The following is a 22484-nucleotide window of genomic DNA, read 5'->3' on the forward strand; positions in this document are numbered from 1 at the left end:
ATGGCCGTCCACAACGCCGCCGACGAGTACCGCATGGCGAAGTTCTACTTCGACTCCAAGGCGTACACCGACGCCGCCCGCATGCTGGAGGGCGTGCTGGCCACGGAGCCGGCCAACCTCTCCGTCCGGCTGCTGCTCGCCCGCAGCTACTACCACTCCGCCCAGCTCGGCCGCGCCGAGGCCGAACTGCGCCGGATCCTGGACGCGGACCCGGCCGAGGACTACGCCCGGATGATGCTCGGCCGCACCCTGGAGCGCCAGGGCCGCGCCGAGGAGGCCCGCCCGCACCTGCGGCTGGCCGCCGCGATGACCGGCGAGAGCCGGTAGGGCGCCGCCGGAGCAGCCGGTGCAGCCGGCGCTCCGCCGGGCGCGACCGGCGGAGCGCCGGGAGCGATCGGAGACAGCCGGAGAACGGGGCGAGCCCCCGCCGCCTCGAAAGGCGACAGGGGCTCGCTCGTGGTCCTGCGAAGAGCGGACGCGGGTCAGCGCGAGTAGTACTCGACGACCAGCTGCTCGTCACAGATCACCGGGACCTCCTTGCGCTGCGGCGCACGGTCCAGGCGGAAGGCCAGGGCCTTCAGGTTGACCTCGAGGTACTTCGGGGTCTGGCCCTCACCCGCGTAGCCACCCTCACGGGCGACCTGGAACGGGACCTTCTCCTTGCTGCGCTCGCGGACGGTCACCACGAAGCCCGGCTTCATCTGGAACGACGGCTTGTTGACCTTGCCGCCGTTGACCTCGATGTGGCCGTGGACGACCATCTGGCGGGCCTGGTAGATGGTGCGGGCAATGCCCGAACGCAGCACCAGGGAGTCCAGGCGGGTCTCCAGGTCGGCGACGAGCGCCTCACCGGTCTTGCCCTCGGCCTTCTTCGCGCGGTCGAACGCGCGCGCCATCTGCTTCTCGCTCAGGTCGTACTGGGCGCGCAGACGCTGCTTCTCGAGCAGACGGACCTTGTAGTCCGAGTTCTGCTTGCGACCACGGCCGTGCTGGCCGGGCGGGTACGGGCGGGCCTCAAAGTACTTGACGGACTTCGGGGTCAGCGGCACGCCGAGCGCACGCGCGATCTTGACCTTGGGGCGCTTCTGGTTCGCCATGAACCAAACCTTCCTTGCTTACGAATACGGCTTCACCAGGTGTTGACGGAGGTCGCATGTCGCGACCCGGAGAAAACCCCGCCACCTGCGCGATGGGATCAGCCGCTCTCCGGAGCCGGGCACGAAAGTGCTTGTCACACGGAACGGCCCGGAATCCGGGCCGCCCGCGACACCGATGCGGTGCGCGACGCTCCTGTTGCGGGCCCCTCTGAAGGGGCCTACCGCCGATGCCCCGCTGGTGCGGCCGGTCGGTGGGGTCTCCCCCGCCGCCGTCCCGGGACATGGCACTCCGATCGAGTATAGCCGCCGATCAGTCGCCCTCTTCCCCGGGCTTCGGGTCGGTCTTCCGCTCGGCCTTCTTCTCGGCCTTCTTCTCGGCCGCCTTCTCGCTCCGCCGCTCCCCGCGCAGCCGCCCGCGGGTCCACTCCACGACGTCCGCGTACCGGGCCTCGCCGCCGCGCCGCGTCGGCTGGTAGTACTCCCTGCCGTGCACCGTGTCCGGCGCGTACTGCTGGGCGGCGATGCCCTCCGGCAGGTCGTGCGGGTACTGGTAGCCCTTGCCGTGGCCGAGCTTGCCCGCACCGCCGTAGTGCGCGTCCCGCAGGTGCGCCGGCACCGCTCCCGCCAGGCCCTGCCGGACGTCCGCCAGCGCCGCGTCGATCGCCAGGTAGGCGGCGTTCGACTTGGGCGCCAGGGCGAGCGCGATCGCAGCCTGGGAGAGGATGATCCGCGCCTCGGGGAACCCGATCAGCGCCACCGCCTGCGCCGCCGCGACGGCCGTCTGCAGCGCCGTCGGGTCCGCCAGGCCGACGTCCTCGCTGGCCGAGATCATCAGTCGGCGGGCGATGAACCGCGGGTCCTCCCCCGCCTCGATCATCCGGGCCAGGTAGTGCAGGGTGGCGTCCACGTCGCTGCCGCGGATCGACTTGATCAGCGCGCTCGCCACGTCGTAGTGCTGGTCGCCGTCCTTGTCGTAGCGCACCGCCGCCTGGTTGACGGCCGTCTCGGTGGTGGCCAGCGTGATGCTCGCCTCGCCCTTCTCCAGCGCCGCCCCGGCCGCCGCCTCCAGGGTGGTGAGCGCGCGCCGGGCGTCGCCGCCGGCCAGCCGCACCAGGTGGTCCTCGGCCTCCTCGGTCAGCTCCAGCGCGCCCTCCAGGCCGCGCTCGTCGGCCACCGCCCGGCGCAGCAGCGCGCGGATGTCCTCGTCGGTCAGCGATTCCAGGGTGAGCAGCAGGGAGCGGGACAGCAGCGGGGAGATCACCGAGAAGTACGGGTTCTCGGTGGTCGCCGCGATCAGGGTGACCCAGCGGTTCTCCACGGCCGGCAGCAGCGAGTCCTGCTGGGCCTTGGAGAAGCGGTGGATCTCGTCCAGGAAGAGCACCGTCTCCCGGCCGGACATGCCGACCGCCCGGCGGGCACCGTCGATCACCGCCCGGACCTCCTTGACCCCGGCGGTGATCGCGGACAGCTCGACGAACCGCCCCTCGACGGCCTGGCTGATCACGTGCGCCAGCGTGGTCTTGCCGGTGCCGGGCGGCCCCCAGAGGATCACCGAGCTGGTGGCCGCCGGCCCGCGCGAGCCCGCGACCAGCCGCCGCAACGGCGAGCCGGGCTTGAGCAGCTGCCGCTGCCCGGCCACCTCGTCCAGGGTGCGCGGGCGCATCCTTACGGCCAGGGGCGCCCGGCCGGGCTCCTTGGCCTGGCGTTCCTCGGCGGCGGCGGTGAAGAGGTCCGGTTCGTCCACACCGGAAGCCTATGCGAGGCCGCCGACACCCTCGGGTCGGAAGGTGTCAGCCCTGCGGCGGCTGGTCCAGCAGCACGACGTCGAACTCCTCGACCGACCAGACGGTCGACCCGGCCGCGGCGACCGCCTCGGCCCGGGCGTCGGCCATCGGACCTCGCGAGTCCACGAAGCTCGCCCGGTCGGCGAAGACCGCGCCCACCGAGAGGCGCCCGCTCGCCGGGTCGACCAGCATCGCGCCGGTGACGAAGCCGTCCAGCTTCTCCAGGGTGGGCAGCGCGCCGTCCCGGAAGGCCGCGACCAGCTTGTCCAGTCCGGCCGGGTCGATCCAGCCCCGGACCAGCCGGAACCCCGCGCCGGGCCGGTCCGCACGGGCCCGGTGCCCACCGGGCCGGGCCACCACCGCGGCCTCCCAGACGTCGGTGGCCACCGTGCCCCCGAGCGGTGCCAGCAGCCCGGCCCGCCGGTCGCCCAGGTACTGGTCGCTGTCCTGCTCGGCCTGCCGGGACTCCCACCACGAGCCCATCGTGATCTTGCCGAGCTCCCGGTCGGCGAAGAGTCCGAAGCCGCGGTAGCCGGGCCGCCCGGTGAGCAGTGCGAGGGCTTCGGTGCGGAGCCCGTCGAGGGTCTGCTCGACCCGGCCGGGGTGACCGGTGGCGTAGACGGTGCGAACGAACATGAGCGCGCCTCCTCAGGACGCCCGGACGCCACGCGGGGCCGTCGTCGGATGCGGCGCCCGGAGAAACCCCGTCCCCTCAGTCCAGTGTGGCAGCGTGGTGCGGAACGTACTTCTGCAGGTCCCGCGGGGGCCGCTGGTAGCCGCGCGAGTCCGGGCGGGGCGGCAGCACGACCTGCGGCGCCTCGATCTCCCGGTAGGGCACGGTGGAGAGCAGGTGGGCGATCATGTCGATCCGGGCCCGGCGCTTGTCGTCGCTCTCCACCACGAACCAGGGCGAGTCCGGCCTGTCGGTGTGGATGAACATCTCGTCCTTGGCCCGCGAGTAGTCCTCCCAGCGGGTGATCGACTCGACGTCCATCGGGGAGAGCTTCCAGCGCTTCATCGGGTCCTTCAGCCGCTCACGGAAGCGCCGTTCCTGTTCGGTGTCGCTCACCGAGAACCAGTACTTGCGCAGCAGGATGCCCGCCTCGATCAGCATTCGCTCGAAGGTCGGGCACTGGTGCAGGAACTGCCAGTACTCCTCGTCGGTGCAGAAGCCCATCACCCGCTCGACCCCGGCCCGGTTGTACCAGCTGCGGTCGAACAGCACGATCTCCCCGGCCGCCGGCAGGTGCTCGACGTACCGCTGGAAGTACCACTGGGTCCTCTGCCGCTCGGTCGGCGTGGGCAGCGCCGCGACCCGGGCGATGCGGGGGTTCAGGTACTCCGTCACCCGCTTGATCGCGCCGCCCTTGCCCGCGGCGTCACGCCCTTCGAAGACCACCACGAGTCGGGCGCCCTCGACCCGCACCCACTCCTGGAGCTTCACCAGCTCCTCCTGCAGCCGCAGCAGCTCCCGCTCGTACGGCTTCCTCGCCAGTCGCCCCGGCTTCGCGGTCCGCTGCTCCTCGGCCACCCTCTGGTCCTCCGTCCGGCTGACGCTGATGCCTACTCACCGTAGGCGCAGCACGGCGGGTCCGCAGATCGGACCGGAGCGGTCGCAGGACGCGGAGGAGCACAGGACGCGGAGGGGGCGGGGAGGCGGAGGGGCCTTAGACCCCGACGAACGGCTCGGGGTAGCGGCAGAGCCCGCGCGGATCGCCGTCGTACCCCGCCAGGGGCAGCGCCTGGAAGTAGGCCTCCGGCACCTCGAACGGGCCGACGATCTCGTGCCGCCCGGCCGGCCGGAAGCCGAACCGCGCGTAGTACTGCGGGTCGCCGAGGACGACCACGAGCTTCTCCCCCGCCTCCTCGGCCGCCGACAGCGCGGCCCGGACGACGAGTTCGCCGACGCCCCTGCGCTGCCACTCGGGCGCCACGGCGACCGGCGCCAGCGCCACCGCGTCGCCCTCCCCGACCCGCAGCCGGGTCAGCAGGGCGTGCCCGATCACCAGCCCGGTCTCGTCGACCGCGACCAGTGACAGGCCGGGCAGCCAGGCGGGATCGCGGCGCAGCGCGTCCACCAGGTCCGCCTCGTCCGGGCCGGGGAACGCGGCCATGTGGACGCGTCTGGTCGCGGGGGCGTCCTGCGGACATTCGACTCTCGTGGTGACCTGCATGGGTCAACCCTCCCTGTGTCACACACCGTTGTGGACCGGCCCCGGACGGTGGGTGGACCGTCCGGGGCCGCTGCAGGTTAGCGGATGACGCAGCGTCAGGACTTGGGCTGCGCCTCGGACTTGGCGTCCTCGCGGACCTTGGGCTGGGCGTCCACGCCGGCCTCGCGGCGCTGCGCCGGGGTGATCGGGGTCGGAGCACCGGTCAGCGGGTCGCCGCCGGTGGACGTCTTCGGGAAGGCGATGACGTCGCGGATGGTGTCGTACCCGCCGAGCAGGGTGACGATCCGGTCCAGGCCGAAGGCGACCCCACCGTGCGGCGGCGGGCCGTAGTTGAAGGCGTCCAGCAGGAAGCCGAACTGCGAGGCGGCCTCCTCCTCGGAGAGGCCGATCGCGTCGAACGCCCGCTTCTGCACGTCGCGCTGGTGGATACGGATCGAACCGCCGCCCAGCTCCGAGCCGTTGAGGACCAGGTCGTAGGCGTTGGACAGCGCCGCGCCCGGGTCGGTGTCGAAGGTGGCCAGCGACTCCGCGGTCGGGGCGGTGAACGGGTGGTGCACCGCGTGCCAGCCCTGGAACGCGCCCTTGTCGTCCTCGATCGGCTCGAACATCGGGAAGTCGACGACCCAGAGGAAGGCCCACTTCGACTCGTCGATCAGCCCGCAGCGGCGGCCGATCTCCAGCCGCGCGGCGCCGAGCAGCTCCTGCGAGGCGCGCTTCTTGCCGGCCGCGAAGAACACCGCGTCACCGTTCTTGGCGCCGGCGGCGGCGGCCAGGCCGGCCAGGTGCTCCTCGGAGAGGTTCTTGGCGACCGGGCCGCGCAGCTCGCCGGTCTCGGCGTCGATGAGCACGTAGGCCAGGCCCTTGGCGCCGCGCGCCTTGGCCCAGTCCTGCCAGGCGTCCAGCTGCTTGCGCGGCTGCGAGGCGCCGCCGGGCATGACCACGGCGCCGACGTACGGGGCCTGGAAGACGCGGAACTCGGTGCCCTTGAAGTACTCGGTGAGGTCGGTGAGTTCCTGGCCGAAGCGGACGTCCGGCTTGTCGGAGCCGTAGCGGCCCATGGCGTCCGCGTAGGTCATCCGCGGCAGCGGGTTCGGGATCTCGTACCCGTGCACCTCGCGCCAGACGGCACCGATGATCTTCTCGCCGAGGGCCAGGATGTCCTCCTGGTCGACGAAGGAGGCCTCGATGTCCAGCTGGGTGAACTCCGGCTGCCGGTCGGCGCGGAAGTCCTCGTCGCGGAAGCAGCGGGCGATCTGGTAGTAGCGCTCCATGCCGGCCACCATCAGCAGCTGCTTGAACAGCTGGGGCGACTGCGGCAGCGCGTACCAGTGGCCGGGCTGCAGGCGGACCGGGACGAGGAAGTCGCGGGCGCCCTCGGGGGTGGAGCGGGTGAGGTACGGGGTCTCGATGTCGAGGAAGTCGTTCTCCTCCATCACCCGGCGGATGATGTTGTTGACCTTGGAGCGCAGCCGCAGGCCCTTGGCCGGGCCCTCGCGGCGCAGGTCCAGGTAGCGGTAGCGCAGCCGGACCTCCTCGTTGACCGTGCCCGGCTCGTACTCGGCGACCGGGAAGGGCAGCGGCGCGGCCTCGGAGAGCACCTCGATGCCGCTGACGACGACCTCGACGGCGCCGGTCGGGATGTCCGGGTTCTCGTTGCCCTCGGGGCGCACCCGGACGTCACCGACGACCTTGACGCAGTACTCGGCGCGCAGACCGTGCACCGAGTCGAGGTCGCGGACCACGATCTGCACGGTGCCGGAGGCGTCGCGCAGGTCGATGAAGGCGACGCCGCCGTGGTCGCGGCGGCGGGCGACCCAGCCGGCCAGGGTGACGGTGGTGCCTGCGTGCTCCGGGCGGAGCGTGCCCGCGTCGTGCGTGCGGATCACAGCTGCTTCTCCTTCAGGGTGGGGACGAGTGCGTCGAGGGCGACGGGGGCCTGCTCGCCGGTGCTCATGTCCTTGAGCTGGACGACGCCCTCGGCGAGGTCCCGGTCCCCGGCGATCAGGGCGAAGCGGGCGCCGGACCGGTCGGCGGACTTCATGGCGTTCTTGATGCTCTTGACGCCGAAGGCGAGGTCGGTGGCCACGCCGGCCCGGCGCAGCTCGACCACCTTGGCAAACAGGACGTTCTTGGCTTCCTCGCCGAGCGCGACCGCGTACACCGCGGTGGCGGACGGCAGGTCGAGGGTGACGCCCTCGGCCTCCAGCGCGAGGAAGGTGCGGTCCACGCCGAGGGCCCAGCCGACGGACGGCAGCGCCGGGCCGCCGATCATCTCGGACAGGCCGTCGTAGCGGCCGCCGCCGCCGATCGCGGACTGCGCGCCGAGGCCGTCGTGCACGAACTCGAAGGTGGTGCGGGTGTAGTAGTCCAGGCCGCGGACCAGCTTCGGGTCGTCCACGAAGGCCACGCCGGCCGCGGTGAGCAGCTCGCGGACCTTCACGTCGTACGCCTTGCAGTCCTCGCACAGGAAGTCGCGCAGCATCGGCGCGCCGACCAGCTGGGCCTGGACGGCCTCGCGCTTGTCGTCGAGGACGCGCAGCGGGTTGATCTCGGCGCGGCGGCGGGTGTCCTCGTCCAGGTCCAGCCCGGAGAGGAACTCGATCAGCGCGGTGCGGTAGACCGGGCGGCACTGCTTGTCGCCGAGGCTGTTGAGCAGCAGGGTGTAGTTGCTCAGGCCCAGCGAGCGGAAGGCGTCGTCGGCGAGGATGATCAGCTCGGCGTCGAGTGCCGGGTCCTCGGCGCCGATCGCCTCGGCGCCGACCTGGGAGAACTGGCGGTAGCGGCCGGCCTGCGGGCGCTCGTAGCGGTAGTAGGAGCCGGAGTACCAGAGCTTCACCGGCAGGTTGCCCTGCTTGTGCAGGTTGGCCTGGAGTGCGGCGCGCAGCACCGAGGCGGTGCCCTCGGGGCGCAGCGCGAGGTCCTCCTTGCCGCGCTTGGTGAGCGAGAACATCTCCTTGGTGACGATGTCGGTGGACTCGCCGACGCCGCGGGAGAACAGCTTCACGTCCTCGAAGACCGGGGTCTCGACGTAGCCGTAGCCGGCCCGGCGGGCGGGCGCGGCGATGCGCTCGCGGATCGCCAGGAAGGTCGCGGAGCTGGGGGGCAGCAGGTCGTAGGTGCCCTTGGGGGCGGTGAAGGTGCTCAACTTCTCTATCCGTCACATTCCTCGTCGCGGGAAAGCCGGGGCGCCGGTCGCCCCTGCTGCCTGTCGGAGGTAGGGGTTGGTGTCGCGCTCGCGGCCGATGGTGGTCTGACCGCCGTGGCCGGAGAGGACCACGGTGGAGTCGTCGAGGGGCAGGCACACCCGGGCCAGCGACGCCATGATCGCCTCGCTGTCCCCGCCCGGGAGGTCGGTGCGCCCGATGGAGCCGGCGAACAGCAGGTCGCCCGAGAACAGCACCGGGGGGAGGTCCTCGGCAGCGGGCGTCCGGAAGGTCACCGACCCCTTGGTATGGCCTGGGGCGTGGTCCACGGTGAGCCGCAGGCCGGCGAGCTCCAGCACGCTGCCGTCGGTGAGTTCGCGCACGTCGTCGGGCTCGCCGACGGTGAGCTCGCCCATCAGCTGGGTGCCCAGGGAGCGGCCGAGCGCCTTCTCCGGGTCGGACATCATGTACCGGTCCTCGGGGTGGATCCAGGCCGGGACGCCGCGGGCGCCGCAGACCGGGACCACCGACGCGACGTGGTCGATGTGGCCGTGCGTGAGCAGCACCGCGACGGGCTTGAGCCGGTGCTCGCGGACCATTTCCTCGACACCGCGGGCGGCTTGGTGGCCGGGGTCGACGATGACGCACTCCTCGCCCGCCGCCGGAGCGACCAGGTAGCAGTTGGTGCCCCAGGCTCCAGCGGGGAATCCGGCGATGAACACGCGCGTCCTTCGGGTGTGCGGCGGTCGGTTTGCGAGGACCACCAGGAGTGATGCTGCGAATCCGTCATTCAGGGGCAGCCTACCGGCGGTGCGGGCCCGGTTGCTAACCAGATGGGGGTGACGGGGCGCGGCCGGCTGACAGGTTCACCGCGTTCTTACGGGCCCGGTCCCTACACTTGGCCGCCGAGGGATGCGATGATCCGCTCCGGAATCCATCCACTTTTTCCCCGCACGATCCGTAGGAGACACGGCCGGTGGTCAGCAGCGAACAGCGGCGGCGGCAGCTCGCCCGCGAGAAGTACGAGCGCCAGATGGAGCGGCGGGCCGAGGCGGCGGCCGCGCGCAGGCGCCGCAACACGATCCTGGGCGCCTCGCTCGCCGTCGTGGTCCTGGCCGGCGGCGGAACGCTCATCGCCACCGGCGCCTTCGGCTCGGACGACAAGGACAAGACGACCGCGAGCTCGGCGCAGGCCGCGCCGACCCAGGCCACGGCGGCGAGCACGCCGCCGGTGCCGACCCGCAAGCCGGTCGAGGGCTGCGCCGCCCCGGCACCGGGTGCGCCCAACGGCAAGCAGTGGCAGGCGGAGCCGGCCATGTCGATCGACCCGGGCGCCTCGTACACGATGGCCCTGGACACCAACTGCGGCAAGGTGACGATCGCGCTGGACGCGGCCAAGGCACCGCACACGGTGAACTCCTTCGCCTTCCTGGCCGGCCAGCAGTACTTCGACCACACGAAGTGCCACCGCCTCACCACCGACGGCATCTTCGTGCTGCAGTGCGGCGATCCGACCGCCAGCGCGACGGTCCCCGGCGGTACCGGTGGTCCCGGCTACAAGTTCGCGGACGAGAACCTCACCGGCGCGACCTACCCGGCGGGCACCGTGGCGATGGCCAACTCGGGCCCCGGCACCAACGGCAGCCAGTTCTTCCTGGTCTACAAGGACACCCAGCTGCCGCCGAGTTACACCCCCTTCGGCAAGATCACCGGCGGCCTGGACGTGGTGCAGAAGATCGCCGCCGCGGGCACCCTGGAGGGTTCCCCGGACGGCCACCCGATGGCCGACGTCACCTTCAACTCGGCTACCGTGTCGAAGGGTTGACCAGACCCGGGGCCGCGGCGGGCGACGTCCACGACGTCCTCGCCCGGTCCCGGCCCGAAATCGCCCGGCCCGGATGCGGACAGCACCGGGCCTGGTCGCCTATGTTGGCGTTGTATAGGGTGCCCGGACCCGCCTAGCCGTCACCCTCGGCAGAAAGGCACGGCGGACGGGGACGGCGGACTCATCGGTCCGCCGCACATCAACTGTGGACGACGGTCGCGCGCCGCCCCGGCGCGGGCGCGACGTCATGTGGAGGACGCGCTATGAGCAGCGACCCGTGGGGCCGTGTGGACGAGCAGGGCACGGTCTACGTCAGGACGGCCGACGGCGAACGCGTCGTGGGTTCCTGGCAGGCCGGCTCGCCCGAGGAGGCTCTGGCCTACTTCGAGCGCAAGTACCAGGGCATCGAGGTGGAGATCGGCCTGCTGGAGAAGCGGGTGCGCACCACCGACCTGGCCGCCAAGGACGCCCAGACCGCGCTGGAGCACCTGCGCGCGCAGGTGGTCGAGGGGCACGCCGTCGGTGACCTGGAGGCCCTGGCCAAGCGGCTGGACACGCTTGCCGGCGAGATCGAGGCCCGGCGGGAGCAGCGCAAGGCCGCCCGCGCCAAGGCGCAGGACGAGGCCCGTGCGGCCAAGGACGCCCTGGTCGCCGAGGCCGAGCAGCTCGCCGAGTCCACCCAGTGGCGGGAGGCCGGGGACCGGCTGCGCGCCCTGGTGGACACCTGGAAGGGCCTGCCCCGCCTGGACCGCAAGAGCGACGACGAGCTGTGGCACCGCTTCTCGCACGCCCGCTCGGTCTTCTCCAAGCACCGCAAGGCGCACTTCGCCACCCTGGACGCCGAGCGCGAGCAGGCCCGGCAGACCAAGGAGGCGCTGGTCGCCGAGGCCGAGGCGCTGTCCTCGTCCACCGAGTGGGGCAGCACCGCGGCCGCCTACCGCGACCTGATGGCGCGCTGGAAGGCCGCCGGCCGGGCCCAGCGGGACATCGAGGACGAGCTGTGGGCGCGGTTCCGCGGCGCGCAGGACGTCTTCTTCCAGGCCCGTTCCTCGGTGTTCAGCGAGCGCGACGCCGAGCAGGTGGAGAACCAGAAGCTCAAGGAGGCGCTGGCCGCCGAGGCCGAGGCGATCCTGCCGATCACCGACCTGAAGGCCGCCAAGGCCGCGCTGCGCGAGATCAACGAGCGCTGGGAGGCGATCGGGCACGTGCCGCGCGACGTCCGTCCGAAGCTGGACGGTCGGCTGAACGCGGTCGAGCGGGCCATCCGCGAGGCCGAGGACAGCGAGTGGAAGCGCTCCAACCCGGAGGCCAAGGCCCGCGCGGCCGGCATGGTCGGCCTCTTCCAGGCCAAGGCCGAGAAGATCCAGTCGGACCTGGACAAGGCCCGTACGGCCGGCAACGCCTCCAAGGTCGCCAAGCTGGAGTCCGAGCTGGCCGGCGTGCAGACCCTGCTGGAGCAGGCGCACAAGAGCCAGGAGGAGTTCAGCGGCTGATCCCGCCGGACCCGTCTCCATGAGGAAGGCCCCGGGGAACTCCCCGGGGCCTTCCTCATGCCGTCAGCCGTCAGGCCGTGGCCGCCGTGGCGCCCGCCGTCACTTGCGGGCGGAGGTGACGCGGTAGACGTCGTACACGCCCTCGACGCCGCGCACCGCCTTGAGCACGTGGCCGAGGTGCTTCGGGTCGCCCATCTCGAAGGTGAAGCGGCTCATCGCCACCCGGTCCCGCGAGGTCTGCACCGCCGCCGACAGGATGTTGACGTGCTGGTCGGACAGCACGCGGGTGACGTCCGAGAGCAGTCGGGAGCGGTCCAGCGCCTCGACCTGGATGGCCACCAGGAAGACCGACGACTGGGTGGCCGCCCACTCGACGTCGATCATGCGTTCCGGCTGCTGGCTCAGCGACTCCACGTTGACGCAGTCGGCGCGGTGCACCGAGACGCCGTTGCCCCGGGTGACGAAGCCGACGATCGGGTCGCCCGGCACCGGGGTGCAGCAGCGGGACAGCTTGACCCAGACGTCCTCGACGCCCTTGACGATCACGCCCGGGTCGCCCTTGGCCCGGCGGCGCACCGCGCGGCGGTTGTCGTGCGTCGGGGTGGCGGTCTCCGCCAGGTCCTCGGTGGCGCCCTCCTCGCCGCCGAGCGCCTGGACCAGCTTCTGCACGATGTTCTGCGCCGCGACGTGGCCCTCGCCGATCGCGGCGTAGAGCGAGGAGATGTCGGGGTAGCGCATCTCGTGGGCCAGGGTGACCAGCGAGTCGCCGGTGAGGATCCGCTGGATCGGCAGGCCCTGCTTGCGCATCGCCCGGACGATCGCCTCCTTGCCGTGCTCGATCGCCTCCTCGCGGCGCTCCTTGGAGAACCAGGCGCGGATCTTGTTGCGGGCGCGCGGGGACTTGACGAAGCCCAGCCAGTCCCGGGACGGGCCGGCGTTCTCCGCCTTGGAGGTGAACACCTCGACGGTGTCGCCGTTCTCCAGGGTCGACTCCAGCGGCACCAGGCGTCCGTTCACCCGGGCGCCTATCGTCCGGTAGCCGACCTCGGTGTGCACCGCGAAGGCGAAGTCGACCGGGGTGGCGCCGGCCGGGAGGGCTATCACGTCGCCCTTGGGCGTGAAGACGAAGACCTCGTTGCTGGCCAGGTCGAAGCGGAGCGACTCCAGGAACTCGCCCGGATCGGCGGTCTCCTTCTGCCAGTCCAGGAGCTGCCGCAGCCAGGCCATCTCGTTGACGGCGCCGGCCTTGTCGTCCTTGCGGGCCTGGGTCGGGGTGTCGGTGCGGACCTTGGAGGCCCCGGCGACGGCGCGCTGCTTGTACTTCCAGTGCGCGGCGATGCCGTACTCGGCCCGGCGGTGCATGTCGAAGGTGCGGATCTGGAGTTCGACGGGCTTGCCGCCGGGGCCGATCACCGTCGTGTGCAGCGACTGGTACATGTTGAACTTGGGCATCGCGATGTAGTCCTTGAACCGCCCCGGCACCGGGTTCCACCGCGCGTGGATGGTGCCCAGCGCCGCGTAGCAGTCGCGGACGGTGTCGACCAGGACCCGGATGCCCACCAGGTCGTAGATCTCGGCGAAGTCCCGGCCCCGGACGATCATCTTCTGGTAGACCGAGTAGTAGTGCTTCGGTCGGCCGGTGACGGAGGCGGTGATCCGGGCGCCGCGCAGGTCCGCCTGGACCTGGTCGATGACGGTCGCCAGGTACTCGTCCCGCTTGGGGGCGCGCTCGGCGACCAGCCGGACGATCTCGTCGTACATCTTCGGGTAGAGGATCGCGAAGGCGAGGTCCTCCAGTTCCCACTTGATGGTGTTCATGCCCAGCCGGTGCGCCAGCGGGGCGTAGATCTCCAGCGTCTCGCGGGCCTTCTTCTCCTGCTTCTCCCGCTTGAGGTAGCGCATCGTGCGCATGTTGTGCAGGCGGTCGGCCAGCTTGATCACCAGGACGCGCGGGTCCTTGGCCATCGCCACGACCATCTTGCGGACGGTCTCGGCCTGCGCGGCCTCGCCGAACTTGACCCGGTCCAGCTTGGTGACGCCGTCCACCAGCAGGGCCACCGAGTCGCCGAAGTCCTTGCGCAGGGTCTCCAGGCCGTAGTCGGTGTCCTCGACCGTGTCGTGCAGCAGCCCGGCCATCAGGGTCGGGGCGTCCATGCCGAGTTCGGCGAGGATCGTCGCGACGGCCAGCGGGTGGGTGATGTACGGGTCGCCGCTCTTGCGCTTCTGGCCCCGGTGCCACTTCTCGGCGACCGCGTACGCCCGCTCGATGTCCCGCAGCAGCGCCGGGTCGGCCTTCGGGTCGTTGGCCCGGATCGAGCGGAACAGCGGCTCCAGGACGGGATTGAGCACGCTGGAGCGCTGACCGCCGAGGCGGGCCAGGCGCGCCCGCATGCCGCCGGTGGAGCCCCGACCGGAGGGCGCGGGCGGACGCGAGGAGGTCGGAGCCGGGCGTGCCGGGGTGGCCCCCGAGGGCGTGGGGTCTTCGGGGGCGGCCGCTGCGGCCGTGGGCACAACCTCGTCGGGCAAGGACTACTCCTCGGGGCACCGGGCCGACCCCTGCCGGGCCGGGCCCGAACGGGCGGGGACAACCGGGAGGGGATGAATCTTCATGGTACCGAGCCGGGCGGCCCGGTGTTCATCCGGCCGGGCCTGGAAACGGAAGGACGGCGGTCGGATGTTCCGACCGCCGTCCTTCGCGGATGTCCCTCAGACCGTGACCAGCGTCTCCAGCGGGGCGTCGCCGAGGTGCCCGGCCAGCCGCTCACGGCCGTCCAGGAAACCCAGCTCCATCAGGACCACGACGCCCGCCAGCTCGGCCCCGGCCTCCTTCACCAGGTCCAGCGAGGCGCCGATGGTCCCGCCGGTGGCCAGCACGTCGTCCACCACGAGCACCCGCTCACCGGGCGTGAAGGCGTCGCACTGCACCTCCAGCGTCGCCGAGCCGTACTCCAGCTCGTACGAGCGCCGGAACACCTCGCCGGGCAGCTTGCCCTGCTTGCGGATCGGCACGAACCCGAGCCCGGCCGCGAAGGCCGCCGGGGCCGCCAGCACGAAGCCGCGCGCCTCCAGGCCCACCACCTTGGTCGCCCCCAGTGCCGCCGCCCGGTCCGCCAGCGCCCGGGTGAGGGCGCCGAAGGCCTCGGCGTCGGCGAGCAGCGGCGCGATGTCCTTGAACAGCACACCCGGCTTCGGGTAGTCCGGGACGTCCCGGATCCGGCTGTTCAGCAGCTCGGCCAGTGCGATGTCGGCGGTGGTCACTATGTGTCCTCGGGGTCGTGGTGCGGTCAGCGCTTGGTGGACGGGCGGTTCTTGGCACGGGTGGTGCCGGCCGCCCGGCCGCGCTGACCGACCATACCCGCAGGCTGGTCGCCCTCCGCCGGCTCGTCCCCGGCGGACGCGTCCGCGGCCTCGGCCTCGGCCTTGGCGGCCGCGGCACGGTGCTGCAGGACGCGCTTGCGCAGCGCCTTCATGTCCGGCTGCTCCTCCTTGAGCTGCGCCAGCAGCGGGGTGGCGACGCAGATCGAGGAGTAGGCGCCGGCCGCGAGGCCGATGAACAGCGCGAGGGAGATGTCGTTCAGCGTGCCGGCGCCCAGGAAGCCGCCGCCGATGAACAGCAGCGCGGCGACCGGGAGCAGCGCGACCACGGTGGTGTTGAGCGAGCGCACCAGGGTCTGGTTGAGGCCCGCGTTGGCCGCCTCGCTGTAGGTGAGCTTGTTCTGCTTGGTGAGCCCCTTGGTGTTCTCCTTCACGGTGTCGAAGACGACGACCGTGTCGTAGAGGGAGTAACCGAGGATCGTCAGGAAGCCGATCACCGTGCCGGGGGTGACCTCGAAGCCCACCAGGGCGTACACACCGATGGTGATCAGGAGGTCGTGGATGAGGGCGACCAGGGCGGCCACCGCCATCCGCCACTCGAAGGCGATCGCCAGGTAGATCGTCACCAGGATCATGAAGATGACCAGACCGGTGAGCGCCTTGTTGGAGATCTGCTTGCCCCAGCTGGGGCCGATCACCTGGGCCTCGACGGTGTCCAGCGGAACGCCGATCTTCTCGGCGAGCTGCGAGCGCACCTCGTCCGAGCTCTTCGGCTCCTCGGTGCTGACCTGGATCCGGATCTTGCCGTTGTCGGTCGACTGGACCAACGGGTGCGAGGAGACGACCTGGTCGGCCTTCTCCTGCGCCTGCGAGACGGTCAGGCCGGGCTTGGCCACGGTGTAGACCGAGCCGCCCTTGAACTCGATGCCCAGGTGCAGGCCCATGGCCAGACCGATCGCGGCGACCAGCACGATCACGCCGGAGATGGAGTACCAGATCTTGCGACGGCCGACGAAGTCGAAGCTGATTTCGCCCTGGTAGAGCCGGTGGCCCAGATTGGAGAAGCGCGACACGGTGTCAGGCCTCCTTCACGGCGGCAGAGGAGGGGCTACGACGACGGCTGCTGCGCAGCGGCGGGCGGGCGCCCAGCCGCTTCGGGTCCAGGCCGGACCACGGGTGGCCGTCCAGGAAGAACTTGCGGCGGGCCAGCAGCGTGATCAGCGGCTTGGTGAAGAGGAAGATCACCACGACGTCGAGCGCGGTGGTCAGCCCCAGCGTGAACGCGAAGCCCTGGACCTTGCCGACCGAGACCGCGTAGAGCACCGCGGCACAGAGGAAGGACACGAAGTCCGAGACCAGGATGGTGCGCCGGGCGCGCGGCCAGGCCCGCTGGACCGCCGGGCGCAGCGGGGCGCCCTCGCGGACCTCGTCGCGGATGCGCTCGAAGTACACGATGAAGGAGTCGGCGGTGATGCCGATCGCGACGATCGCACCGCAGACGGCGGGCAGGTTCAGCGCGAAGCCGATCCCGCCGCCGAGCAGGCTCATGATCGAGTAGGTCATGATCGCCGAGACGATCAGACCGGCGATCGAGACCAGGCCGAGGCCGCGGTAGTAGACCAGCGAGTACGCGACGACCAGCAGCATGCCGATCAGACCCGCGACGAGACCAGCCTTGAGCTGGTCCCCGCCCAGGGCCGGGGAGACGGTAGTGATGTCGCTCTTGGCGAACTCCAGCGGCAGGGCGCCGTAGCCCAGGACGTTGGCGAGGTCCTTCGCTTCGGCCTGCGTGAAGCGGCCGGTGATGACCGCGCTGCCGCCCGGAATCGGGCCGTTGACCTGCGGGTGCGAGACGACCTGGTTGTCCAGCACGATGGCGAACTGGTTGGTCGGCGGGGTCTGGGTGGCCAGCTGGCCGGTGACCTTGGCGAAGGCGTCGGTGCCGGTCCCGTTGAACTGCAGCTGGACCTGCCAGCCGGAGCCCTGCTGGGTGTCCAGGCTGGGCTGGGCCTTGGAGACGTCCGAGCCCTTCACGGCGACGGGGCCGAGAGCCAGCTTCTCGTAGTAGCCGTTCTCGGCCTTCTGGGAGCAGGCGACGACGGCCTTGTCCTCGGGGCCGGTCTGGGCGGCGCGGACCTCGGGCTTGGAGCAGTCGAGGGCGGCGAAGGCGGCGGACAGCTCCGGCGGCACGGTGCCCTGGGTCATCGCGGCGCTGAGGTCGGCGGCGCTCGGCGGGGTGGCCGGGGCGCTCGGGGCGGCGCTGCCGGTCGCGGCGGCGGTCGGGGCCGCGCTCGCGCCGGTCGCGGCGGCGGTCGGGCTGGCGCCCTCGGCGGCCAGCGCCTCACCGACGGTGCGGCCCTGCTTGGTGGCGCTCGCGGGCGCGGACGGCGTGCCGGCGGCGGCCGACGGGGTCGCGCCCGGGGTGCCGGTGGCGCCCGCGGACGGGGTGCCGGTCGGCGTCGGGGCGGTGATGCCGCTGGGCGCCACGGCCAGGACGGGACGGAAGAACAGCTTCGCGGTGGTACCCACCTGGTCCGCCGCGTTCTGCCGGTCGCCGCCCTTGGGGATGTTCACGATGATCGTGTCGTCACCCTGGGTCTGGACCTCCGCCTCGGAGACACCCATACCGTTGACGCGGCGCTCGATGATCCCGGTGGCGATGTCCATGCTGGACTTGTTGATCGCCTTGGGGTCCGTCGACTTCGCCGTCAGCGTGATGCTGGTGCCACCGGCGAGGTCGATCCCGAGCCGGGGCTTGGTGTTGCCCGTCCCGAACATGAGGGCGACCAGTCCGACGGTGACGACCAGGATGAGGGCCAGCGCCCGCCCTGGGTAGCCGTCGCGCGGGCGCGACTTGGGTGTTGCCACCTTGCTCGTTTCTCCCTGTCCATGCCACTTCCCCGACCGGACCCCCGTCCGGCTCGTGGCGGGACAGGGGTCCGGCGGTTCTGCGGCCCTGAGGTCCTGTGGGCTCGCGGCACTGCGCCGCGCGGCCGGGCGGGTTGCCCGTCCGTACTACTTGCTCGCGGGAGCCCCGCCCTCGACGTCGCCCTTCTCGGCGCTGTCCTTGGTGAGCGACAGCGGCTTGTCCTCGGCCGGCTCGGCGTCGGCGTCCTCGGCCTCCGGCTCGGGGAGCTCGTCATCGGCGGGGCGGCCGTTGATGATCGCGTCGTACTCCTGGGGGTCCAGGACGGCCGCGACTGCGCTCTTGGTGAAGTGGGTGACCACGCCGGGCGCGATCTCCAGCTCGACGGTCTCGTCGTTGACCGCCTTCACCTGGGCGTACAGGCCGCCGATGGTGCGCACTCCGGCCCCGGGCTCCAGCGCGGTCTGCATGCTCTGCTGCTGCTGCTGGCGCTTCTTCTGCGACCGGAACATGAGCACGATCGCGATGATCGGGAGGAGAAGGATGATGAGGTTCACTGCAGCCAGGGTCCTTTACGGGCCGCCGGCCGGCGGCCTGTGTGGTATGGGTCGGCCCGTCAGGTGAGAGGGGCGGTCCGGCGGAGTCTATGCAACCCCGAATCGATCGGACAACGCCAAGCATCGCATCCTGGCCCCGAAAGTGGCGACCCTCCGCCTGCACTGTTTCCGGGACCGGGCTCCCGGCCCCGCCTTGGGGCGCGGCGGCGGCACCGGGCGGGAACGTCCGGGTGCGGCTCACCCGTTCAGCCGAGGGCGGTCAACTTTCGTCGGCCGGGAACAGCTCCGACTGGGCCGGCAGGCGGGTGCGAGTGGTCTGGACCGGCGGGGTCAGCCCGAGGTGCTGCCAGGCCGCGGCGGTGGCGATCCGCCCTCGCGGGGTCCGGGCGAGCAGGCCCTCGCGGACCAGGAAGGGCTCGGCCACCTCCTCGACGGTCTCCGACTCCTCCCCCACGGCGACCGCGAGTGTCGACAAACCGACCGGACCGCCGCCGAACAGCCTCAGCAGCGCGTCCAGCACCGCGCGGTCCAGCCGGTCCAGCCCCCGGGCGTCCACCTCGTAGACGTCCAGCGCCTGGGCGGCGATCTCGACGGTGACCACGCCGTCGTGCCGCACCTGCGCGTAGTCGCGCACCCGGCGCAGCAGCCGGTTGGCGATGCGGGGGGTGCCGCGCGAGCGGCCCGCGATCTCGGCGGCGCCCGCCGGGTCTATCTCCACGTCCAGCAGGGCGGCCGAGCGGTGCACCACCCGCTGCAGCTCGGACGGGGCGTAGAACTCCATGTGCCCGGTGAAGCCGAAGCGGTCCCGGAGCGGGGGTGGCAGCAGGCCGGCCCGGGTGGTGGCGCCGACCAGGGTGAAGGGCGGCAGCTCCAGCGGAATGGCGGTGGCGCCCGGGCCCTTGCCGACGATCACGTCGACCCGGAAGTCCTCCATCGCCATGTAGAGCATCTCCTCGGCGGGCCGGGACATCCGGTGGATCTCGTCGAGGAACAGCACCTCGCCCTCGGTGAGCGAGGAGAGGATCGCCGCGAGGTCCCCCGCGTGCTGGATGGCCGGGCCGGAGGTGATCCGGATCGGGGCGCCCAGCTCGGCCGCGATGATCATGGAAAGGGTGGTCTTGCCCAGCCCGGGCGGCCCGCTCAGGAGCACGTGGTCGGGCGCGCTGCCGCGCTTGCGGGCGGCCTGGAGCACCAGGGAGAGCTGCTCGCGCACCCGCTCCTGGCCGATGAACTCGTCCAGGAGCTTGGGGCGCAGTGCCGCCTCCACCGCCTGGTCCTCACCGTCCGCGGCGGCCGTGACCAGCCGGTCGGCGGGTTCCGAGTCGTGCATCGTTGCGGGCTCCAAAGTCTCCGAAGTCGACAAGCCGACAGGTCGTCAGGTGGTCTCAGCGGGCCCGGTTGAGGCCGCGCAGCGCGAGCCGGAGCAGCGCGCCGACGTCCGGCGTCTGCTGGGCCTCGGCATCCGGGGTGACGGCCGCCACCGCCTCGTCCGCCTCGCGCGGGGCGTAGCCGAGGCCGGTCAGCGCGGAGTGCAACTGCTCGCTCCACGGCGCCGGGCCGGTGGCGATCGGCTTCTGCGCGGGCACCGCACCGTGCGGGGCACCGAGCTTGTCCTTGTACTCCAGCAGCAGCTTGGCGGCCTTCGCCTTGCCGATGCCCGGCACGGCGACCAGCGCCTTCTCGTCCCCGCCCGCGATCGCGGCCCGCAGCGCGTCGGGACTGTGCACACCGAGGATCGCCTGCGCCAGCTTGGGACCGACACCCGGCGCGGCCTGCAGGATCTCGAAGACGGCGCGCTCGTCGTCGTCCGCGAAGCCGAAGAGGGTCAGCGAGTCCTCCCGCACCACCAGCGACGTCGCCAGCCGGGCCGGCTCCCCCAGCCGCAGGCCGGCCAGCGTGTTCGGGGTGCACTGCACCGCCATGCCCACCCCGCCGACCTCGACCACCGCGACCCCGGAGGACATGGCCGCCACGGGCCCTTGCACGAAGGCGATCACCGGAAGGTTCCTTTCACGGGGGTGGCGCGGGGCGTGGCACGGGCGGCCCGGACGGCGGCCTCCAGCCGGTTGGTCGCCCCGCCGCGCCAGATGTGGCAGATCGCGAGCGCCAGCGCGTCGGCGGCGTCCGCGGGCTTGGGCGGCGCGTCCAGTCGCAGCAGGCGCTGCACCATGGCGGTGACCTGGGCCTTGTCGGCCCGGCCGGAGCCGGTGACGGCCGCCTTGACCTCGCTCGGGGTGTGCAGGGTGACGGGGATGCCGCGGCGCGTCGCGCAGAGCATGGCGACCGCGCTGGCCTGTGCGGTGCCCATCACGGTGCGCACGTTGTGCTGGGCGAAGACCCGCTCGACGGCGACCAGGTCGGGCCGGTGCTCGTCCAGCCAGGCCTCGATGCCCTGCTCGACCTGGAGCAGGCGCTGCCCGATCTCGGCCTCGGCGGGGGTGCGCACCACCCCGACCCCGGCCATCCGCAACGGCCGGCCCGGCGCGCCCTCGACCACGCCGACCCCGCACCTGGTCAGCCCCGGGTCCACGCCCAGTACCCGTACCACTCGCCCCGCCTCTCGTCTCCGACCTGCGAAGGCTACCGTCCGGGTCCGACAACCCGCCGACGACACCGGCCCGGCGGTCCTGGGACCACCGGGCCGGGCAGCGGGAACGATCACTCGCCGTCGATCACTCGCCGTCGATCACTCGGCGTCGAGCTGCGCACCGACCTCGTCGGGGATGTCGAAGTTGGCGAAGACGTTCTGCACGTCGTCGCTGTCCTCCAGCGCGTCGATCAGCTTGAGGATCTTGCGCGCGCCGTCGACGTCCAGCTCGACCTGCATGCTCGGGAGGAAGTTGGCCTCGGCCGAGTCGTAGTCGATGCCGGCGTCCACCAGCGCGGTGCGCACGTCGACCATCTTGGAGGCCTCGGAGACGATCTCGAACGAGTCGCCGAGGTCGTTGATCTCCTCCGGGTCCTGGTCGAGGACGATCTCGAACAGCTTGTCCTCGTCCACGCCGTCGGCCTTGGGGACGATGACGACGCCCTTGCGGGTGAACAGGTACGACACCGAGCCCGGGTCGGCCATCGAGCCGCCGTTGCGGGTCATCGCGACGCGCACGTCGGAGGCGGCGCGGTTGCGGTTGTCGGTGAGGCACTCGATCAGGACGGCGACGCCGTTGGGGCCGTAGCCCTCGTACATGATGGTCTGGTAGTCGGCACCGCCGGCCTCCAGACCGCCACCGCGCTTGACGGCGCGGTTGATGTTGTCGATCGGGACCGAGCTCTTCTTCGCCTTCTGGATGGCGTCGTACAGGGTCGGGTTGCCCGCCGGGTCGGGCCCGCCGGTCTTCGCCGCCACCTCGATGTTCTTGATCATCTTGGCGAAGAGCTTGCCGCGCTTGGCGTCGATCACGGCCTTCTTGTGCTTGGTGGTAGCCCACTTAGAGTGGCCGGACATCGCCAGCTCCTTTACGTCGCCAATGGGAATGAAACAGATGAGATCTTACCGGTGCCGTCACCGGTGAGACGCACACGGTCAGCGCGCGGCCACCGCGCGGCTGCCGCCCGGTCGTCACGCCGTCAGCGCGCGGCCACCGCGAGGTGCTCCTCGACCATCCTCACGAAGTACCCGTGCACCCGGTGGTCGCCCGTCAGCTCCGGGTGGAAGGAGGTGGCCAGCAGGTTGCCCTGGCGCACGGCGACGATCCGGCTCTCCGGGCCGTCCGCGGCGGGCAGTTCGGCCAGCACCTGGACGCCCGCGCCGACCGCCTCGACCCAGGGGGCGCGGATGAAGACGCCGTGCACCGGCGCGTCGTCCAGGCCCTCGAAGGCGATCCCGGACTCGAAGGACTCGTTCTGGCGGCCGAAGGCGTTGCGGCGGACCGTCATGTCGATCCCGCCGACCGTCTCCTGGTCGTCGCGGCCGTCCAGGATCTTGTCGGCCAGCATGATCATGCCCGCACAGGTGCCGTAGACCGGCATCCCGGCGGCGACCCGCTCGCGCAGCGGGTCCATCACGCCGAACAGCAGCGCCAGCTTGGACATGGTGGTGGACTCCCCACCGGGGATGACCAGCGCGTCGACCTCGGCCAGCTCCTCGGCGCGGCGCACCGGACGGGCGAGGGCGTCTGCCTCGGCCAGCGCCACGAGGTGCTCGCGGACGTCGCCCTGCAGGGCGAGGACGCCGATGACTGGAGTGCTCACGGTCTTCAACCTCAATCGATCGTTCCTACGGGAGTACGT

Annotated in this window: 21 protein-coding genes; 3 read left to right on the forward strand and 18 right to left on the reverse strand. The window is 71.7% G+C overall.

Translation table 11 applies throughout. The features are described from left to right. A complete protein-coding gene (locus tag IF30_RS0121070; RefSeq protein ID WP_030240705.1) occupies positions 1-327 on the forward strand; it encodes a tetratricopeptide repeat protein in 327 nt (108 codons plus the stop codon). A 155-nt stretch (positions 328-482) separates the two neighbouring features. Here the strand turns inward: IF30_RS0121070 and rpsD are convergent, their stop codons facing one another. The 8 genes from rpsD to IF30_RS0121110 all read right to left on the reverse strand — a co-directional run bounded on the left by rpsD (position 483) and on the right by IF30_RS0121110 (position 8920). Further along, on the reverse strand, positions 483-1097 hold the full coding sequence (rpsD, locus tag IF30_RS0121075) for a 30S ribosomal protein S4 (protein WP_030240707.1): 615 nt from the start codon (positions 1095-1097) through the stop codon (positions 483-485). 310 nt (positions 1098-1407) lie between these two features. Continuing rightward, complete coding sequence (locus IF30_RS0121080) at positions 1408-2841, reverse strand: replication-associated recombination protein A (RefSeq protein WP_234322785.1); 1434 nt, start codon at positions 2839-2841, stop codon at positions 1408-1410. Between the two features lie 46 nt (positions 2842-2887). Continuing rightward, positions 2888-3517 (reverse strand): hypothetical protein, encoded by a 630-nt coding sequence (locus IF30_RS0121085; RefSeq protein WP_030240713.1) that lies wholly within the window; start codon positions 3515-3517, stop codon positions 2888-2890. Between the two features lie 76 nt (positions 3518-3593). Continuing rightward, on the reverse strand, positions 3594-4412 hold the full coding sequence (ppk2, locus tag IF30_RS0121090) for a polyphosphate kinase 2 (RefSeq protein ID WP_030240716.1): 819 nt from the start codon (positions 4410-4412) through the stop codon (positions 3594-3596). Positions 4413-4548: 136 nt separating this feature from the next. Further along, positions 4549-5055 (reverse strand): GNAT family N-acetyltransferase, encoded by a 507-nt coding sequence (locus tag IF30_RS0121095; RefSeq protein ID WP_030240718.1) that lies wholly within the window; start codon positions 5053-5055, stop codon positions 4549-4551. 95 nt (positions 5056-5150) lie between these two features. Then, on the reverse strand, positions 5151-6941 hold the full coding sequence (gene aspS, locus IF30_RS0121100) for an aspartate--tRNA ligase (protein WP_030240721.1): 1791 nt from the start codon (positions 6939-6941) through the stop codon (positions 5151-5153). Continuing rightward, a complete protein-coding gene (gene hisS / locus IF30_RS0121105; RefSeq protein WP_030240724.1) occupies positions 6938-8200 on the reverse strand; it encodes a histidine--tRNA ligase in 1263 nt (420 codons plus the stop codon). Before hisS ends, aspS begins: the two co-directional genes overlap by 4 nt. A 12-nt stretch (positions 8201-8212) precedes the next feature. Beyond that, positions 8213-8920, reverse strand: a complete 708-nt coding sequence (locus IF30_RS0121110) for an MBL fold metallo-hydrolase (protein WP_030240726.1) — start codon at positions 8918-8920, stop codon at positions 8213-8215. 254 nt (positions 8921-9174) lie between these two features. Here IF30_RS0121110 and IF30_RS0121115 point away from each other — a divergent pair, with 254 nt between their 5' ends. Together IF30_RS0121115 and IF30_RS0121120 are read left to right on the forward strand one after the other, a co-directional pair. Further along, the gene (locus tag IF30_RS0121115; RefSeq protein ID WP_030240729.1) at positions 9175-10023 is read left to right on the forward strand and encodes a peptidylprolyl isomerase; all 849 of its coding nucleotides are present in this window, start codon (positions 9175-9177) and stop codon (positions 10021-10023) included. 263 nt (positions 10024-10286) lie between these two features. Continuing rightward, complete coding sequence (locus IF30_RS0121120) at positions 10287-11516, forward strand: DUF349 domain-containing protein (protein WP_030240731.1); 1230 nt, start codon at positions 10287-10289, stop codon at positions 11514-11516. Between the two features lie 99 nt (positions 11517-11615). Here IF30_RS0121120 and IF30_RS0121125 read toward each other — a convergent pair whose 3' ends face one another. The 10 genes from IF30_RS0121125 to pdxT all read right to left on the reverse strand — a co-directional run bounded on the left by IF30_RS0121125 (position 11616) and on the right by pdxT (position 22445). Continuing rightward, complete coding sequence (locus tag IF30_RS0121125; protein WP_037900699.1) at positions 11616-14042, reverse strand: RelA/SpoT family protein; 2427 nt, start codon at positions 14040-14042, stop codon at positions 11616-11618. Between the two features lie 180 nt (positions 14043-14222). Next, entirely contained in the window at positions 14223-14774 is a 552-nt protein-coding gene (locus IF30_RS0121130) for an adenine phosphoribosyltransferase (RefSeq protein ID WP_030240735.1), read from the reverse strand. A 26-nt stretch (positions 14775-14800) separates the two neighbouring features. Further along, complete coding sequence (gene secF, locus IF30_RS0121135; RefSeq protein WP_030240736.1) at positions 14801-15904, reverse strand: protein translocase subunit SecF; 1104 nt, start codon at positions 15902-15904, stop codon at positions 14801-14803. Between the two features lie 4 nt (positions 15905-15908). Beyond that, positions 15909-17699, reverse strand: a complete 1791-nt coding sequence (secD, locus tag IF30_RS0121140; RefSeq protein WP_030240738.1) for a protein translocase subunit SecD — start codon at positions 17697-17699, stop codon at positions 15909-15911. 147 nt (positions 17700-17846) lie between these two features. Beyond that, positions 17847-18254, reverse strand: coding sequence for a preprotein translocase subunit YajC (gene yajC / locus IF30_RS0121145; protein WP_051710733.1), 408 nt, complete (start codon positions 18252-18254; stop codon positions 17847-17849). A 259-nt stretch (positions 18255-18513) separates the two neighbouring features. Next, entirely contained in the window at positions 18514-19584 is a 1071-nt protein-coding gene (gene ruvB / locus IF30_RS0121150; protein WP_051710735.1) for a Holliday junction branch migration DNA helicase RuvB, read from the reverse strand. A 55-nt stretch (positions 19585-19639) separates the two neighbouring features. Beyond that, on the reverse strand, positions 19640-20251 hold the full coding sequence (ruvA, locus tag IF30_RS0121155) for a Holliday junction branch migration protein RuvA (protein WP_030240743.1): 612 nt from the start codon (positions 20249-20251) through the stop codon (positions 19640-19642). After that, positions 20248-20802 carry a crossover junction endodeoxyribonuclease RuvC gene (gene ruvC / locus IF30_RS0121160; protein WP_030240744.1) on the reverse strand — a complete coding sequence of 185 codons (555 nt, stop codon included), beginning with the start codon at positions 20800-20802 and terminating at the stop codon, positions 20248-20250. Before ruvC ends, ruvA begins: the two co-directional genes overlap by 4 nt. A 138-nt stretch (positions 20803-20940) precedes the next feature. Continuing rightward, entirely contained in the window at positions 20941-21699 is a 759-nt protein-coding gene (locus tag IF30_RS0121165; protein WP_030240747.1) for a YebC/PmpR family DNA-binding transcriptional regulator, read from the reverse strand. Between the two features lie 122 nt (positions 21700-21821). After that, complete coding sequence (pdxT, locus tag IF30_RS0121170; protein WP_030240750.1) at positions 21822-22445, reverse strand: pyridoxal 5'-phosphate synthase glutaminase subunit PdxT; 624 nt, start codon at positions 22443-22445, stop codon at positions 21822-21824. Between the last annotated feature and the right edge of the window lie 39 nt (positions 22446-22484).

The organism is Streptomyces sp. NRRL S-350, assembly GCF_000719705.1.
Lineage (GTDB): Bacteria > Actinomycetota > Actinomycetes > Streptomycetales > Streptomycetaceae > Kitasatospora.